Genomic DNA, 15,971 nt, shown 5'->3' with positions numbered 1-15,971 from the left:
GATCAGGACGGCGTACCGCGCGGCCCCCGGGGCCTGACGGGGTGCGAGCATGGGCGGTATGGCTACTCACCTGATCACCGGTGCCGGGTCCGGCATCGGCGCCGCCGTCGCGGCCCGGCTGCACGCCCGCGGCGACGACCTCGTCCTCCTCGCCCGCGACGCCGGACGCGGCAAGGAGCTCATCGCGCGGTACCCCGGGGCGCGGGCCCTCGTCGGCGACCTCGCCGACCCCGACCGGCTCTCGTGGGCCTTCTCCAAGCAGGCCATCCCCGAGCGGATCGACTCCCTGCTGCACATCGCGGGGATCGTGGACCTCGGACCGGTGGGGGAGCTGCGCCCCAAGACCTGGCACCAGCAGCTCAACGTGAACCTGATCGCCCCCGCCGAGGTCACCCGGCTGCTGCTGCCCACCCTGCGCGCCTCGCACGCCGACGTCCTCTTCGTGAACTCCGGCGCCGGACTCCACGCCCACGCCGACTGGAGCGCCTACGCCGCCTCCAAGCACGGTCTCAAGGCCCTCGCCGACTCCCTGCGGGAAGAGGAGAAGGCCAACGGCATCCGCGTCACCTCCGTGTACCCGGGGCGTACCGCCAGCCCCATGCAGGCCAAGGTGCACTCCCAGGAGGGCAAGGAGTACGACCCCGCCGCCTGGATCGACCCCGAGTCCGTGGCGACCACCATCGTCATGGCCATCGACCTGCCGCGCGACGCCGAGGTCAACGACCTGAGCATCAGGCCGGGCCGATGAGCGCGAGCGCCACCGGCATCGGTTCGCTGCCCGGCGGGGACGCCCGCGAGGCCGCCAAGACCGTGACGGGCTCCTTCGAGGAGTTCCCGTACCTCGCCGAGCTGCCCGCCCGGGGCCCCGGCGCCGACATGATCGGCCGTTCCCTCGGGCTGCTGGTCGACATGTACGCGCACGTCGAGCCCAGCGGCTGGCGGATCAGCGACCGCCCCGGACGGGACTCGAAGCGCGCCCGGTCCTGGCTCGGGGAGGACCTCGACGCCCTGGAGGAGTTCACCCAGGGATACACCGGGAAGCTCAAGATCCAGGCCGTCGGGCCGTGGACGCTGGCAGCCTCCCTGGAACTGCATGGCGGCGAGGCCATGCTCCAGGACGCGGGCGCCTGCCGGGACCTGGCCGGATCCCTCGCCGAGGGCCTGCGCGAGCACCTGGCCGACGTACGCAAGCGGATCCCTGGCGCCGACGTCGTGCTGCAGTTCGACGAGCCGTCGCTGACGGCCGTCCTGCTCGGCCGGGTCCGCTCCGCGAGCGGCTACCGCACCTACCGGGCCGTCGACCGGCAGGTGGTCGAGGGCACCCTGCGGGACCTGTTCGCCGTCCATGACGGGGAGGTCATCGTGCACTCCTGCGCGCCCGAGGTCCCCTTCGGACTGCTGCGGCGAGCCGGCGCCACGGGCGTGTCGTTCGATTTCTCGTTGCTCACCGAGCGCGAGGACGACACCATCGGGGAGGCCGTCGAAGGCGGTACGAAACTCTTCGCCGGAGTGGTGCCGGGCACCGACGGCCCGTTGTCGGACCCTGCCGGTAGCGTCATGGGTGTCAGGAAGCTTTGGCGCAGGCTGGGACTGGCCCCGGGGACTCTGGCGGAGTCCGTCGTGGTCACCCCGTCGTGCGGTCTGGCGGGCGCTTCACCCGCCTACGCCCGCGCGGTGCAGGCGCATTGCGTCAGGGCGGCGAGGTCGCTCGCCGACAACCCTGAGTGACGGTCGAGACGGGCCACGGGAGGACACGGCATGGCAGCCGAACAGCAGGACACGGCAGTACCGGCGGCGGTGCGTGAGCAGCACGCGCTGCTGGCCGAGCAGATCGAGGAGCACCGCTTCCGGTACTACGTGAACGACCAGCCGGTCGTCAGCGACGCCGAGTTCGACAAGCTGCTGCGCTCGCTGGAGGCCCTGGAGGAGCAGTACCCGGAGCTGCGCACGCCCGACTCGCCCACCCAGAAGGTGGCCGGGGCGTACGAGACGGACTTCGCCTCCGTCGAGCACCGGGAGCGCATGCTCTCCCTCGACAACGCCTTCGACGACGAGGAACTGGCCGCCTGGGCCGAGCGGGTGGCCCGGGACGTGAACACCTCGGACTACCACTACCTGTGCGAGCTGAAGGTGGACGGGCTCGCCGTGAACCTCACCTACGAGAACGGCCGGCTGACCCGGGCCGCCACCCGCGGCGACGGCCGCACCGGCGAGGACATCACGCCCAACGTCCGCACCATCGCCGAGATTCCGGACCGGCTGGAGGGCGACCGGATCCCGGCCCTCGTCGAGATCCGCGGCGAGGTCTACTTCCCGATGGAGAAGTTCGAGGAGCTCAACGCCCGGCTGGTGGAGGCGGAGGGCAAGCCCTTCGCCAACCCGCGCAACGCGGCGGCCGGTTCGCTGCGCCAGAAGGACCCGAAGGTCACCGCGAGCCGCCCGCTCCACATGGTCGTGCACGGGATCGGCGCCCGCGAGGGCTTCGCGATCGAGCGCCAGTCGCAGGCCTACGAGCTGCTGCGCGAGTGGGGCCTGCCGACCGCCCGGCACAACAGGGTCGTCTCCTCGCTCGCCGAGGTCCGGCAGTTCATCGCGAACTTCGGCGAGAACCGGCACTCCGTGGAGCACGAGATCGACGGCGTGGTCGTCAAGCTCGACGAGATCGCGCTCCAGGGCCGGCTCGGGTCCACGGCGCGTGCCCCGCGCTGGGCGATCGCCTGGAAGTACGCCCCCGAAGAGGTCAACACCAAGCTGATCGACATCAAGGTCGGCGTCGGCCGCACCGGCCGCGTGACCCCGTACGCGCAGGTGGAGCCGGTGACGGTGGCGGGCTCGGAGGTCGAGTTCGCGACCCTGCACAACCAGGAGGTCGTCAAGGCCAAGGGCGTGCTCATCGGGGACACCGTCGTGCTGCGCAAGGCGGGCGACGTCATCCCAGAGATCCTCGGGCCGGTGGTGGACCTGCGGGACGGCAGCGAGCGTGAGTTCGTGATGCCGGCCGAGTGCCCCGCGTGCGGGACGGAGCTGCGGCCGATGAAGGAGGGGGACATCGACGTCCGGTGCCCCAACGCGCAGACCTGCCCCGCCCAGCTGCGCGAGCGGCTCGCCTACTTGGTCGGCCGCCAGTGCCTGGACATCGAGAACTTCGGCATGGTGGCGGCGGCCGCGCTGACCGGCCCGCTGGAGCCGGCCCAGCCGCCGCTGCTGGACGAGGGCGACCTCTTCGGCCTGACCATCGAGGACCTGCTGCCCATCAAGGCGTACGTCCTGGACCCGGACAGCGGGCTGCCCAAGCGGGACCCGAAGACGGGCGAGGAGAAGATCGTCACGGTCTTCGCCAATCAGAAGGGCGAGCCGAAGAAGAACGCTTTGTCTATGTTGGAGGGTATCGCGGCCGCCAAGGACCGCCCGCTCGCCCGCATCATCAACGGACTGTCGATCCGTCATGTCGGCCCGGTCGCCGCGGAGGCCCTCGCCCGCGAGTTCCGGTCGATCGAGCGCATCGAGCAGGCCACGGAGGAGGAGCTGACGGCCACCGACGGGGTCGGTGCGATCATCGCGGCCTCCCTCAAGGAATGGTTCGCCGTCGACTGGCACCAGGAGATCCTGCGCAAGTGGCGGGAGGCCGGGGTCCGGACGGAGGAGGAAGGTTCCGCCGAGGAGCAGGGGCCGCGCCCGCTCGAGGGACTGACCGTCGTCGTCACCGGCACCTTGCAGAGCCACACCCGGGACGGCGCTAAGGAGGCCCTGCAGAGCCGCGGGGCCAAGGTCACCGGATCGGTGTCGAAGAAGACCTCCTTCGTCGTGGTCGGCGACAACCCGGGCTCGAAGTACGACAAGGCCGTGCAGTTGAAGCTCGCCATCCTCGACGACGCCGGCTTCGAGGTGCTGCTGGAGCAGGGCCCGGACGCGGCGCGGGAGGCGGCGCTTCCGGTGGACGGTGGCGGCGACGGCGAGGGTGGAGCGGAGTAACGGCCGGAAGGCAATCGCCCGGACAGATCTCCAGGGGAGTAAAGAAGGTGAACGGATGCGTGGCGTGCTGCCGTACGGGCGGGCGCACGCCAGGCGCGGCAGACGGTGGTAAACGGCTGGTACAAGGCTGGTCGTAGGGCGGTGACCTGTCGGATCATCGGACGGGTGACCGGGGGTCCTGGTCCAAACTCACCCGTTCGGCGGATACCGTACTGATGAGGGTGGCTGGGTCGCATTCGGGCAACCACCGCCGACCGCTGCCCCTGAGACCCTCCCGCGTCCTACTGTTGAGGGGTGCGCCCGTCGTGCACGGCAGCCGGATGCGATTCCAGCCGTGATGGCATGACATCGGGGCCATTGCGTGACATCGGCACAGCCGGCTGTGAGAGGGACGGGCATGAAACCCACCGAAAGCGCCGACCCGTCACCTGAGTTCGGCGGGGAACTCCCGTCCATGCGGGCGGGCCGGATGGGTGTTCTGGGGTCCAGGACACCGGAGACCCGGCCGCTCGGCACCGGTGCGAGCGGATCCGGGCGGCGCGGCGTGCTGTCCCTCGCCGTCGTGGGCCTGGCCGTCGTGGTGCTGGGGGCGGGGGTCGCCTCCGCGCTGAGCGACCGTCAGGCACTGTTCCCCGGTGGCGCGGTGGGCTGGGCGCTCGCCCTGCTCACCGGCATCATCGTCGGCCACCTCGTCGCACTGGGCCGCGACCGCTGGTGGGGCGGCACCGGTTCGGGCGCCGCGCTCACCCTCGGCGTGCTCCTCCTCTACGGCTGGGTGCCCGCGGGACTCGTCTCGCTCGCGGTGGTGTCCCTGGTCGGGGCCGCGCGCCGGCACCGCTGGCGGCAGGGTGTGCTGCACGGCTCCGTGGACATCCTCGGCATCGGCGCGGGAGCCCTCGTACTCGCGGCCTTCGGCGACGTGCCGTCAGTGGAGAGCCCCTGGAGGCCCACCAGCTGGGAGCTCGACGCGGTGCCCGAGGTCATCCTCGTGGCGGTCGCGTACCTGCTCGTCACCCGGGCCCTGCTGTGGATCGCGGTGACCCCGCGCGGCGGCGGCCTGCCCACCGTCGCCCGTACGGCCCTGCTCCGGCAGGCCTTAGTCGCGGTCGCGCTGCTCGGGATCGCCCCGCTGATCTGCGTCGTCGCGGTCACGCAGCCGGTCCTGCTGCCGCTGTTCGCCGTGCCTCTGATCGCACTGGACTCCACCCTGTGGATCGCCCGGGCCCGCGCCGAGGAACAGCTTCGGGACCCGCTGACCGGGCTGCCGAACCGGCAGTGGCTGCTGGAGCGGGCCTGGACCGCCCTGGACGAGGCTGAACGTTTGGGCACCCGGGCAGCTCTTGTGCTGATCGACCTGGACCGCTTCCGGGCCGTCAACGACACCCTCGGTCACCTCGCGGGCGACCGGCTGCTCCTCCAGATCGCCGACCGGCTGCGCCAGGCGCTGCCCGAGGACGCCGAGGCGGCCCGGCTCGGCGGCGACGAGTTCGCCGTCCTGCTGCCCGTGGCCGACTCCACCACCAGCGCCCAGCGGATCGCCCGCCACCTGGTCGCGGAGCTCAGCTCCCCGCTGGACCTGGACGGCCTCACGCTCGTCCTGGAGGCCAGCGCCGGCCTCGCTGTCTTCCCCGACCACGCGCTGGACGCCGAGGGGCTGCTGCGCCGCGCCGACGTGGCGATGTACCAGGCGAAGCGCGACCGCACGGGCGTGGAGGTGTACGAGTCCAAGCGGGACAGCAACACCCCCGACCGGCTCGGCCTCCTCGGCGATCTCCGCCGGGCCCTCGACGCGGGTGAAGTGGAACTCCACTACCAGCCGAAGGTCCGCTTCGACGGGCAGGTGGCCGGGCTCGAGGCCCTGGTGCGCTGGGTCCATCCGGAACGCGGGCGGGTGTCCCCGGACGAGTTCATCGCGATCGCCGAGACCTCCGGGCTGATGCCGCACCTGACGGAGTACGTCCTGGAGACGGCCCTCGCGCAGGTCGCGCGGTGGCGGGCCCAGGGCCTGAAGGTGCCGGTGGCCGTCAACGTCTCGCCGCGCGACGTCCACACCCCCGGCTTCGCGGGAGCGGTGGCCGCGCGGCTGGCCCGGCACGGGGTTCCGGCGAGCGGCCTCCAGCTGGAGATAACGGAACACGTGCTGCTCGAGGACCCGCAGCGGGCGGCGGACACCATGGCCGGGCTCACCGGCCACGGCGTGAAGATGTCCCTGGACGACTTCGGGACCGGGTACTCCTCACTGGTCCACCTGCGCCGGCTGCCGGTCAGCGAGCTGAAGATCGACCGGTCGTTCGTGGGCCGGCTCGCCGTGGACGCGCAGGACGCGGAGATCGTCCGCTGCACCGTCGATCTCGCCCACTCGCTGGGCCTGCTCGTGGTCGCCGAGGGCGTGGAGGACGACGAGACGTGGGAGCGGCTGCGGGACCTGGGCTGCGACGCGGTGCAGGGGTGGCTGGTCGCCGCCGCCATGCCGCCGCAGGAGGCCACCGCCTGGCTCCTCGCCCGGGGCGAGCGCGGCTGGCGCCGCCCGGCCGACATCTCGGCCGAGCTCGCGGCCGCCGAGGCCGACGCCGTCTGACCCCTGCGCCGCCGTTGCGGGGGCTCCGCCCCCGGACCCGCGGGTCCGGGCGGAGCCCGGGAGGCCCCGTGCAGCGGGCTCGGGCCCGGCCCCGTACCGGCACGACCGCAAACCGTTTCGTGGGTGGGGGGCCGGGCCCCATAGGATTGGGTCCGAAACCCAAACATCCACCCACCCCCAGAGGATCGCTGCATGCCTGGCATTACGCGCGAGGAGGTCGTCCACCTCGCTCGGCTGGCGCGCCTTGAGCTGTCCAGCAACGAGCTGGATCACTTCGCCGGACAGCTCGGCGACATCATCGGCGCGGTCGCCCGCGTCTCCGAGGTCGCCGACCAAGACGTCCCGCCGACCTCCCACCCGCTGCCGCTGACGAACGTCATGCGCGCGGACGAGGTCCGTCCCTCGCTCACTCCCGAGCAGGCGCTCTCCGGCGCTCCCGCCCAGGAGCAGCAGCGATTCAAGGTGCCGCAGATCCTGGGGGAGGACTAACAGCCATGACGGACATCATCAAGCTCACGGCAGCCCAGACCGCCGAGAAGATCGCCTCCGGCGAGCTCACGGCCGTCGAGGTCACCGAGGCCCACCTGGCCCGCATCGACGCGACCGACGAGAAGGTCCACGCCTTCCTGCACGTCGACCGCGAAGGCGCGCTCGCCCAGGCCCGCGCCGTCGACGCCAAGCGCGCGGCCGGCGAGAAGCTCGGCCCGCTGGCCGGCGTACCGCTCGCCCTCAAGGACATCTTCACCACCGTCGGGGTCCCGACCACCGTCGGTTCGAAGATCCTCGAAGGCTGGATCCCGCCCTACGACGCCACCCTGACGCGCAAGCTGAAGGAAGCCGACGTCGTGATCCTCGGCAAGACCAACATGGACGAGTTCGCCATGGGGTCCTCCACCGAGAACAGCGCCTACGGCCCCACCGGCAACCCCTGGGACCTCACCCGGATCCCCGGCGGCTCCGGCGGCGGCTCCGCGGCCGCGCTCGCCGCGTACCAGGCGCCCCTCGCCATCGGCACGGACACCGGCGGTTCCATCCGCCAGCCCGCCGCCGTCACCGGCACCGTCGGTGTGAAGCCGACGTACGGCGGTGTCTCCCGCTACGGCATGGTGGCCTTCTCCTCCTCCCTCGACCAGGGCGGTCCCTGCGCCCGTACGGTCCTGGACGCCGCGCTCCTCCACGAGGTCATCGCCGGCCACGACCCGCTCGACTCCACCTCCATCGACGCCCCGGTCCCGCCGGTCGTCGAGGCCGCCCGCAACGGCTCCGTCGCCGGCATGCGCGTCGGTGTGGTCAAGCAGTTCGCCGGCGAGGGCTACCAGGCCGGCGTCGTCCAGCGCTTCAACGAGTCGGTGGAGCTCCTCAAGGAGCTCGGCGCCGAGATCGTCGAGCTGGACTGCCCGTCCTTCGACCTCGCGATGGCCGCGTACTACCTGATCGCGCCGTCCGAGTGCTCCTCGAACCTGGCCCGTTTCGACGCCATGCGCTACGGCCTGCGCGTCGGAGACGACGGCACCAAGTCCGCCGAGGACGTCACCGCCCTGACCCGCGAGGCCGGCTTCGGCGACGAGGTCAAGCGCCGCGTCATCCTCGGCACGTACGCGCTCAGCTCCGGCTACTACGACGCGTACTACGGCTCCGCCCAGAAGGTCCGCACGCTCATCACCAAGGACTTCGAGAAGTCCTTCGAGCAGGTCGACGTGATCGTCTCCCCGACGACCCCGACCACCGCCTTCCCGATCGGTGAGCGCACCGACGACCCGCTGGCGATGTACCTCGCGGACCTGTGCACCATCCCGACCAACCTGGCCGGCAACTCCGCCATGTCGCTCCCCTGCGGCCTGGCGCCCGAGGACGGTCTCCCGGTCGGTCTGCAGATCATCGCCCCGGCGATGAAGGACGACCGTCTCTACAAGGTCGGTGCGGCCGTCGAGGCCGCCTTCATCGCACGCTGGGGTCACCCGCTGCTTGAGGAGGCACCGTCGCTGTGAGCACCAGTGCACTGACCAAGGCCAAGGGCTTCAAGAAGTCCAAGACCGGCACCTACCTGTCGATCGGCACCACCGCCTTCGGCGCGATCAGCGTGATCAAGCAGGTCAAGAAGGCCCGCAGCGAGCACGACGTGCTGAAGCTGGTCGACGCCGCCGTGTCCGCCGCCGCCATCGTCACCGGCCTCGCGATCCTGTACCGCGAGCTGAAGCGCCTGGGCGACGACGACGTCCTGCTGGGCTGAGAGGGAAAAGTTTCACCGTGAGCACCTACACCGAACTGATGTCGTACGAGGACGCTCTCGCCTCGTTCGACCCCGTCATGGGCCTTGAGGTCCATGTCGAGCTCGGCACCAAGACCAAGATGTTCTGCGGCTGTTCCACCGAGCTGGGCGCCGAGCCCAACTCGCAGACCTGCCCCACCTGCCTCGGTCTGCCCGGCTCCCTCCCGGTCGTCAACGCGATCGGCGTCGAGTCCGCCATCAAGATCGGTCTCGCGCTGAACTGCGAGATCGCCGAGTGGTGCCGCTTCGCCCGGAAGAACTACTTCTATCCGGACATGCCGAAGAACTTCCAGACCTCCCAGTACGACGAGCCGATCGCCTTCAACGGCTTCCTCGACGTACAGCTGGAGGACGGCGAGATCTTCCGCGTGGAGATCGAGCGCGCCCACATGGAGGAGGACACCGGCAAGTCGCTGCACGTCGGCGGCGCCACCGGCCGTATCCACGGCGCGTCCCACTCCCTGCTGGACTACAACCGCGCCGGCATCCCGCTCATCGAGATCGTCACCAAGCCCATCGAGGGCGCGGGCGAGCGGGCCCCCGAGGTCGCCAAGGCGTACGTCGCGGAGCTGCGCGAGGTCATCAAGGCGCTCGGCGTCTCCGAGGCCCGCATGGACAAGGGCCAGATGCGCTGCGACGTGAACCTGTCGCTGCGCCCGACCCCCGAGTCCGAGTTCGGCACCCGCAGCGAGACGAAGAACGTCAACTCGCTGCGCTCCGTCGAGCGCGCGGCCCGCTTCGAGATCCAGCGCCACGCGGCCGTCCTGACCGGCGGCGGCACGATCGTGCAGGAGACCCGGCACTTCCACGAGGAGGACGGCTCCACCACGGCCGGCCGCATCAAGGACAACGCCGAGGACTACCGGTACTTCCCGGAGCCCGACCTGGTCCCCGTGGCCCCGGCCCGCGACTGGGTCGAGGAGCTGCGCGCCGGCCTGCCCGAGATGCCGCGCGTGCGCCGCAACCGGCTCCGCGAGGAGTGGGGCGTCACCGAGCACGACATGCAGTCGATCCTCAACGCGGGCGCGGTGGACTCCATCGTGGCCACGACCGAGGCGGGCGCCGACTCGGCCGCCGCGCGCAAGTGGTGGATGGGCGAGCTGGCCCGCAACGCCAACGAGCAGGGCGTCGTCGTCGACGAGCTGCCGATCACCCCGGCGCAGGTCGCCCGGGTCGCGGCGCTGGTCGCCGCGGGCGAGCTGAACGACAAGCTGGCCCGCCAGGTCCTCGAAGGCGTCCTCGCCGGCGAGGGCACCCCGGACGAGGTCGTCGAGAAGCGCGGCCTGAAGGTCGTCTCGGACGAGGGCGCGCTCGGCGCGGCCGTGGACGAGGCCATCGCGGGCAACGCGGCCATCGCCGACAAGATCCGCGGCGGCAAGATCGCGGCCGTCGGCGCCCTGGTCGGAGCGGTCATGAAGACCACCCGCGGCCAGGCCGACGCGGCGCGCGTCAAGGAGCTCATCCTGGAGCGCCTGGGCGTCTCCGAGTAGACCCCGTACGCGAAGGGGCGGCCCCGCACCGGCATTCCGGTGCGGGGCCGCCCTTTTCGCGTACGGGTCTACGGGGTTCAGCGGGTGAGCTGCGGGGCGGCGATGACCACCTTGCCCATCTCGCACCCGGCGTCCACCTTGATGCGCAGGCGCAGGGCGCCGTTCACCTCCACCCGCTTGGTGATCGGCTTGCCGAGCGCGACGAGTTCGGAGAAGGCGGCCGGCTGGCCGTCGAGCGAGATGCTGACCCGGCCCTGCTCCCGGCTGGAGCCGTCGTCGACTCCGGCCGTGAAGTCCAGGTACTTCCACTCGCGGTTGAGGTCGAACTCCGCGGTCGCATCGCCGTTGCAGCCCAGGTCGGCGATGAACGCCGCGCCGTACTGCTTGGTGTTGATCTTCGCCGCTCCGACCGTGAACTCGCCCAGCCCGTTCACGGGGTTCATGACGGTCAGATCGGCGGCCTTGATGTCCGGCGCGATGCCCGCGGGCTCGGAGCCACTGGCGGTCGGCTCGGCCGTCGTGTCCGCGCTCCCGGTGTCCGACGGCGTGGGCGTCGGGCTCGGTGTCTCCGCTCCGGCGTCGGCGTCGGCATCGGCGGAGGAGGACGTGCTGGGCTTGTCGCTCGCGGTCTGGCCCGTTCGCTTGTCGTCCTTCTCCTGCAGCAGCTGTACGCCGAGCACGGCGAGCGCGGCGAGGACCACGACGGCGGCGACGCTGCCCAGCACCGGCCCGGTCCGGCGCTTCTTCCCCGGCTCCGGGGGCGGGGTCGCCTGCAAGGGGTACGTCGGCCCGTACCCGGCGGGCACGGGAGCGGGCTGCGCCTGCGACTGCGGCTGGGTCTCCGGCTCCGGCTCCGGTTCCGGCTGTGCGGCCGGGACGTATGCCGGCGTGTGGACCGCCGCCGCCGGCGGGGTCGCGGGCTGGGGCGGCGCCACCGGCATCGCCGGGATCGGGGTCGGCGTCGGGGCGGGGGTCGGTGCCGGCGCCGGGGCCGCGTCCTCCACCACCCGCTGCGAGGTGGAGGTGGTCGTGGACACCACCGCGCGCCGGACGTCCTTCATCCAGCCGGCCAGGCTCACCGGCCGCTCGGTGGGATCGCCCGCGTAGACGGAGGTGATCCGGGCCCGCTGCTCGGCGTCCAGCACGGCGATCTGCGGCAGCGCGGCCATCGCCCGGGCCAGCTGTTCCGGCGAGTTGGGCGGCGACTCCCCGCTCAGCAGGAAGTACGCGATGGCTCCGAAGGCGTACCGGTCCGTGCCCGGTGTCCGCTTCCCGTCGAAGACCTCGGGAGCCGCGTACCCGGGGGTGAACCAGACCTCGGCCGTCTGGTGGTCGGCGGTCAGCTTGCTCAGGCCGAAGTCCACCAGGGTGGCCTGCCCGTGCTCGTCGACCATCACGTTGCCCGGGGAGAGGTCGCCGTGGATCACCTGGCGCCCGGACGGGGTGGCCTTCCCCGAGTGCAGCCAGTCCAGTACGTCGGCCAGCTGTTCCAGCGTGCGCATGACCTCGCGCCGCTCGGCGGGGGTGGCGAGCGTCCGCTCGGCCCGCCAGTCGCGCAGGTCGAGCCCGTCGACGTGGTTCATGACGAGGACGAGCGCCCGACCGGTCAGGGTCGACGACTCGCCGGGCCGGTGGATCGGCGGGCCCTCGAAGTGCTCCCGTACGCCGACCACTCCGGGCCGGTGGACGAAGCGCAGCAGTTCCGCCTGCTCGTTCCACTTCCGGCTGATGCGGTCGAAGATGTCGGGCGTGATGGTCGTCTTGGAGTCGAGCACCTTGACGACGACGGGTTCGGATCCCCCGGCGAGCTCGATCTCCGCGAGATAGAGCACGGCCTCCCCGCCGCGCCCGATGGACCGGAGCAACCGGTAGCGGTCTGCCGCCGCGTCCGGCCCGATGTGCAGGTTCTGGCTGGTCAATTTCCCCCCAGCGCCAATGATGTGAGTGGGGATCAGCTTCGAGCCGCCGGACGCGCGGGGTCAATGGAAATGGTCATCCCTTTAGGGTGACGATCCCTTCTTCGGCTCGCGGCAACGACCGAGGAGGTTGTGTAGCGGCCGTTAGTTTAATCGGGTACCGTTCTTTCCGTAACGATCGCTACGGAAGTCGGGGAGTCCTCCCATGAGCAGTACCGTCACGTCCCGCACCGCGCCCTATGCCCGTACCGTCCGCAAGGAGAGCGGCGGCCCCGGGCTCCTGCTCGCCCACGGCGGCGGGGGCTCCGTCGAGTCCAACTTCGGGGCGATCCTGGACGAACTCGCCGCCACCCACACCGTCGTCGGCGTCGACTACCCCGGCACCGGGGGCACGCCGAAGGCCGAAGCGCCGCTCGAACTGGACGAACTGGCCGACCAGTTGGTCGCCGCCGCCGACGCCGAGGGGCTGGAGCGGTTCGCCGTACTCGGGTACTCGCTCGGCGGGAACGTCGCCCTGCGCCTTGCCGCCCGGTATCCCGAGCGGGTGACCGCGCTGGTGCTCACCGCCACCTTCGTCAGGGCCGGGAACCGGCTGAAGCTGGTCGGCGACCTGTGGTCGGGACTGGCGGGGCGCGGCGAGAGCGAGCTGCTGGCCCGGCTGCTGGTGCCGCTCGCGTTCAGCCCGGCGGCGCTGGAGGGGCTGACCCCGGAGCAGGTCGAGCAGGTGGTGCGGGAGACCGCCGGCTCGATTCCGCCCGGGTCCGGTGACCACGTGGACCTGATCAGGGGGGCGGATCTGCGCGCGGAGGCTGCGCGGATCGACGTACCGGCCCTCGTCATCGCGACGACCGAGGACCGGCTCGTCCCGCTCGCGCTCCAGCGTGAGCTGGCCGACGAACTGCCGGGCGCGCGGCTCGCGGAACTGCCCACCGGGCACCTCCCCTTCGCCGAGCGCCCGACCGAATGGGCGTCGCTGGTGACCGAGTTCCTCAGCGAGCTTCCGGCGGGCTGAGGAAGGCGAGGCGGGCCTGCTTGGCCGGGAGGTAGACCTCGGGCAGGTCGATCTCCGGGAGTTCGACCTCCGGGCCGAGCACGAAACCGGTCCGCTCCAGGCGGGCGATGGCCTTGTCGTTGCGGGCGTCCGGCTCGGCGATCACGCGCCGGATGGCGGGGTCGGAGAAGACGTAGGCCATGAAGGCCGTCATCAGGCCCGCGCTGAAGCCGTGCTCGGGGGCCCCGTCGCCCGGGCTGATCAGCAGGTGCACGCCGACGTCCCCGGACTGGACCTCGTAACACTCGCTGACCCGGTCCTCGGCGCAGTCGTACGTCTGGAACAGCGCGACCGGCACCCCCTCGCGGGCCACGATGAACGCGTGGTGCGTGGTGCGGCGGTCGACGTCCTCGTAGATCTCCTGGACCAGTTCGCGGCTGGCCTCGCCCATGCCCCAGAAGCGGGCCCGCTCCTGCGTGACCCAGCCGTGGATCAGGGCCGAGTCGGCGGCCGGGTCGACGGGGGTGATGGTGACCGTGCCGAAGCCCTCGACGTGGTGGGTGTGCACGGGCTGTCTGGCGGAGACGGCGGAGCTCATATCGATTCCTTGCTGAGGCGGGTCCAGTCGGTGACGACGGGGACGAGTTCGCACCGCGCCCACAGGGGGAGCTGGTCGCGGTGGTGGGGCGCGCCGGTGACACCGTCCGCGCCGAGCGGGACCGCCCAGAGGCTGTCCTCGCGGCGGGCGAGGTCCCAGACGTAACGGGCCGCCGACGCGCGGGCGGTGAGGTCGGTGAAACCGGGCACGGAGGAGGTGGCGTTCACGCAGTCGTGGTCGCCGCCCAGGCCCGGCCACTCGGCCTCCGGGTCCGGCAGCGCCGACCAGGGGGCGAGGCGGTGGACCTCGGCCCAGGGCGTGTCGGGGGAGCCGGCCGCGGCCGTCTCCTCGAGGGCGGCGCGGACGTGCGCGGCGCGGTCGAGACCCGGGAGGAGCGAGGTGGTGAGCAGGCCTTCGAGGGCGTAGCCGACCCGGGGGACCAGGTACAGCCACGGGTGGAACACCTCCGGGCCGGTGGGGGCGCCGGCCAGGTCCGCGAAGACGGGATCGGCGGCGAGGCGGCGTACGGTCGCGGTCCGGAAGGCCGAGAAGACGGTGGCCTCGGTGCTGTCGGCCGCCATGTGCCGGTCCCAGGCCTGCAGTCGGGCCCGCAGGGCCGCCGCGGCGGGGGACAGCCCGTCGAGCGCGGCCAGCAGGGCGAGCAGCGGCTCTGCCGAGGCCAGATACGTGTCCGCGTGCACGCCGGCCATCGCCTTCGGGGACCAGTCCGCGGAACCGCTGAGCAGCTCGCGGATGCGGTCGGCGCGGTGCGGGGGCGCGAACTCCACGCCGAGGGGGGAGGCGATGCCGCGGGCGTTCGCCATGACGGCGAAGCCCTGCACGGGCTCGGCGGGGGTCTCGGCCCAGCCCTGCCAGTCGTGGCGCCGGTCCCACGCCGGTACGGGGCGCAGCCGGTTGGCGCCGTCGCGCAGCGGCACGGCGCCCGCGACGCGGTGCAGCAGCCCGCCCGCCGAGTCGGCGGCGTGGACGACGTTGACGGGCTCCGCCCAGCCGTCGAGGGCGCGGTCGATGTCGGCGACGGTGCGGGCGCGCAGCAGGGCGGGCAGGGCGGCGAAGCCGAGGTCGCGGCGGACGCGGGGCGGGTAGTGCAGGGAGAGGGTCTGGCCGCCTTCGTTGACGATCACCGGGCCGCGGGAGGTCTCCAGGACCTCGACCTCGACGTCCTCGCCATCGGCCACCGCGATGGTCTCGGTGTGGCGGGCGACGGGCTGCCAGACGCCGTCCGGGTCCAGCGCCTCAAGGCCGGGGGCCTCCCCGCGCAGCTGCTCGGTGTACAGGTCCTGGTAGTCGGCCATCGCGTTGGTGATGGCCCAGGCGGCGGTGCCGGTGTGTCCGAAGTGGCCGAGCCCCGGGACGCCGGGGACGGCGAGGCCGAGGACGTCGTAGTCCGGGCAGGAGAGACGTATCTGCTGGTAGACGCCCGGGTCCTCGATGAACCGGTGCGGGTCGCCCGCGATGATCGCCGAGCCGCTGCCGGTCTGGTCGCCCGGCACCAGCCAGCCGTTGCTGCCGGCGGTGCCGGGACCGTCCGTGGCGAAGAGGGTGACGGCCTCGTCGCCGAGGGCGCGGGCCACGCGCTCGCGCCACAGCTTGGTGGCGAAGCCGGCGAACAGGACGTGCGTGGCGGTCCAGACGGAGAGCGGAACCCAGGGCTCCCAGGGGGCGGGGACGAGCCCCGTGCGCGCGAAGCGCTCGTCGCGGGCGGCGCCCGCGGCCAGCCCGTCGTTGACGCCGTCCACGTACGCGCCGACCCAGGCGGCCGTCTCCGTGTCGAGGGCCTCGTGGCAGCGCCGCGCGGTGTCGTCGAGGCGGGACTGGCGGGCGAACCTGTCCCAGGCCACGGAGTCCGCACCGAGGAAGGCGGCGCTGGAGCCCTGGGCGCGGTGCCGTTCGACCTCCAGCTGCCAGGCGCGGTCGAAGGCGGTGACGCGGCCCTGGGCGTAGGCGAGGGTGAGGCTGTCGGAGGCGCGCAGGTGCGGGATGCCCCAGGGGTCGCGGAAGACCTCGTAGGTACCGTAGGACCCGTGCTTCCCGTGGGACCCGCCGGATGCTCGGTCGTCGCTGCTCACACTGCTCTCGCTGGTCACGCTGCTCACACTCTTCCCCAAGGTGTATTAGGTTAGGCTGGCCTAACTA

General features: G+C 72.1%; 12 protein-coding genes. 9 read left to right on the top strand and 3 right to left on the bottom strand.

What is annotated here, in order from left to right; all coding sequences use genetic code 11:
- The first annotated feature begins 58 nt into the window (after window positions 1–58).
- The 8 genes from OHA89_RS12430 (at window position 59) to gatB (ending at window position 10,309) form a co-directional block, all read left to right on the top strand.
- Window positions 59–748, top strand: coding sequence for an SDR family oxidoreductase (locus OHA89_RS12430; RefSeq protein ID WP_266614830.1), 690 nt, complete (start codon window positions 59–61; stop codon window positions 746–748).
- Window positions 745–1,728 carry a methionine synthase gene (locus OHA89_RS12425; protein ID WP_266614829.1) on the top strand — a complete coding sequence of 328 codons (984 nt, stop codon included), beginning with the start codon at window positions 745–747 and terminating at the stop codon, window positions 1,726–1,728. Before OHA89_RS12430 ends, OHA89_RS12425 begins: the two co-directional genes overlap by 4 nt.
- 30 nt (window positions 1,729–1,758) lie before the next feature.
- Window positions 1,759–3,972: an NAD-dependent DNA ligase LigA gene (gene ligA / locus OHA89_RS12420; RefSeq protein ID WP_266614827.1), complete on the top strand. Its 2,214-nt coding sequence runs from the start codon at window positions 1,759–1,761 to the stop codon at window positions 3,970–3,972.
- Window positions 3,973–4,369: 397 nt separating this feature from the next.
- Window positions 4,370–6,550, top strand: coding sequence for a bifunctional diguanylate cyclase/phosphodiesterase (locus tag OHA89_RS12415; RefSeq protein ID WP_215140164.1), 2,181 nt, complete (start codon window positions 4,370–4,372; stop codon window positions 6,548–6,550).
- A gap of 192 nt (window positions 6,551–6,742) precedes the next feature.
- Window positions 6,743–7,039 (top strand): Asp-tRNA(Asn)/Glu-tRNA(Gln) amidotransferase subunit GatC, encoded by a 297-nt coding sequence (gene gatC / locus OHA89_RS12410; protein ID WP_030010586.1) that lies wholly within the window; start codon window positions 6,743–6,745, stop codon window positions 7,037–7,039.
- Window positions 7,040–7,044: 5 nt separating this feature from the next.
- Complete coding sequence (gene gatA, locus OHA89_RS12405; protein WP_257554044.1) at window positions 7,045–8,538, top strand: Asp-tRNA(Asn)/Glu-tRNA(Gln) amidotransferase subunit GatA; 1,494 nt, start codon at window positions 7,045–7,047, stop codon at window positions 8,536–8,538.
- Complete coding sequence (locus OHA89_RS12400) at window positions 8,535–8,780, top strand: hypothetical protein (RefSeq protein ID WP_030010588.1); 246 nt, start codon at window positions 8,535–8,537, stop codon at window positions 8,778–8,780. Before gatA ends, OHA89_RS12400 begins: the two co-directional genes overlap by 4 nt.
- Window positions 8,781–8,818: 38 nt before the next feature.
- Complete coding sequence (gatB, locus tag OHA89_RS12395) at window positions 8,819–10,309, top strand: Asp-tRNA(Asn)/Glu-tRNA(Gln) amidotransferase subunit GatB (protein ID WP_215140265.1); 1,491 nt, start codon at window positions 8,819–8,821, stop codon at window positions 10,307–10,309.
- 77 nt (window positions 10,310–10,386) lie between these two features.
- Here the strand turns inward: gatB and OHA89_RS12390 are convergent, their stop codons facing one another.
- Entirely contained in the window at window positions 10,387–12,228 is a 1,842-nt protein-coding gene (locus OHA89_RS12390; RefSeq protein WP_266614824.1) for a protein kinase domain-containing protein, read from the bottom strand.
- 202 nt (window positions 12,229–12,430) lie between these two features.
- On the opposite strand from OHA89_RS12390, the gene OHA89_RS12385 reads away from it, so the two are divergent.
- Window positions 12,431–13,237, top strand: coding sequence for an alpha/beta fold hydrolase (locus OHA89_RS12385; RefSeq protein ID WP_406366162.1), 807 nt, complete (start codon window positions 12,431–12,433; stop codon window positions 13,235–13,237).
- On the opposite strand, the gene OHA89_RS12380 is transcribed toward OHA89_RS12385, so the two are convergent.
- On the bottom strand, window positions 13,215–13,814 hold the full coding sequence (locus OHA89_RS12380) for a GNAT family N-acetyltransferase (protein WP_406366160.1): 600 nt from the start codon (window positions 13,812–13,814) through the stop codon (window positions 13,215–13,217). The two genes, OHA89_RS12385 and OHA89_RS12380, sit on opposite strands and share 23 nt — an antisense overlap.
- Window positions 13,811–15,904, bottom strand: a complete 2,094-nt coding sequence (locus OHA89_RS12375) for a penicillin acylase family protein (protein ID WP_406368477.1) — start codon at window positions 15,902–15,904, stop codon at window positions 13,811–13,813. The genes OHA89_RS12380 and OHA89_RS12375 overlap by 4 nt, the downstream gene beginning before the upstream one ends.
- Window positions 15,905–15,971 lie beyond the last annotated feature (67 nt).

It is taken from the genome of Streptomyces sp. NBC_01546 (assembly GCF_045208355.1).
GTDB lineage: Bacteria > Actinomycetota > Actinomycetes > Streptomycetales > Streptomycetaceae > Streptomyces.
The sequence above is the reverse complement of the archived record's forward strand: the minus strand, read 5'-3'. Positions and strand labels throughout refer to the sequence as shown.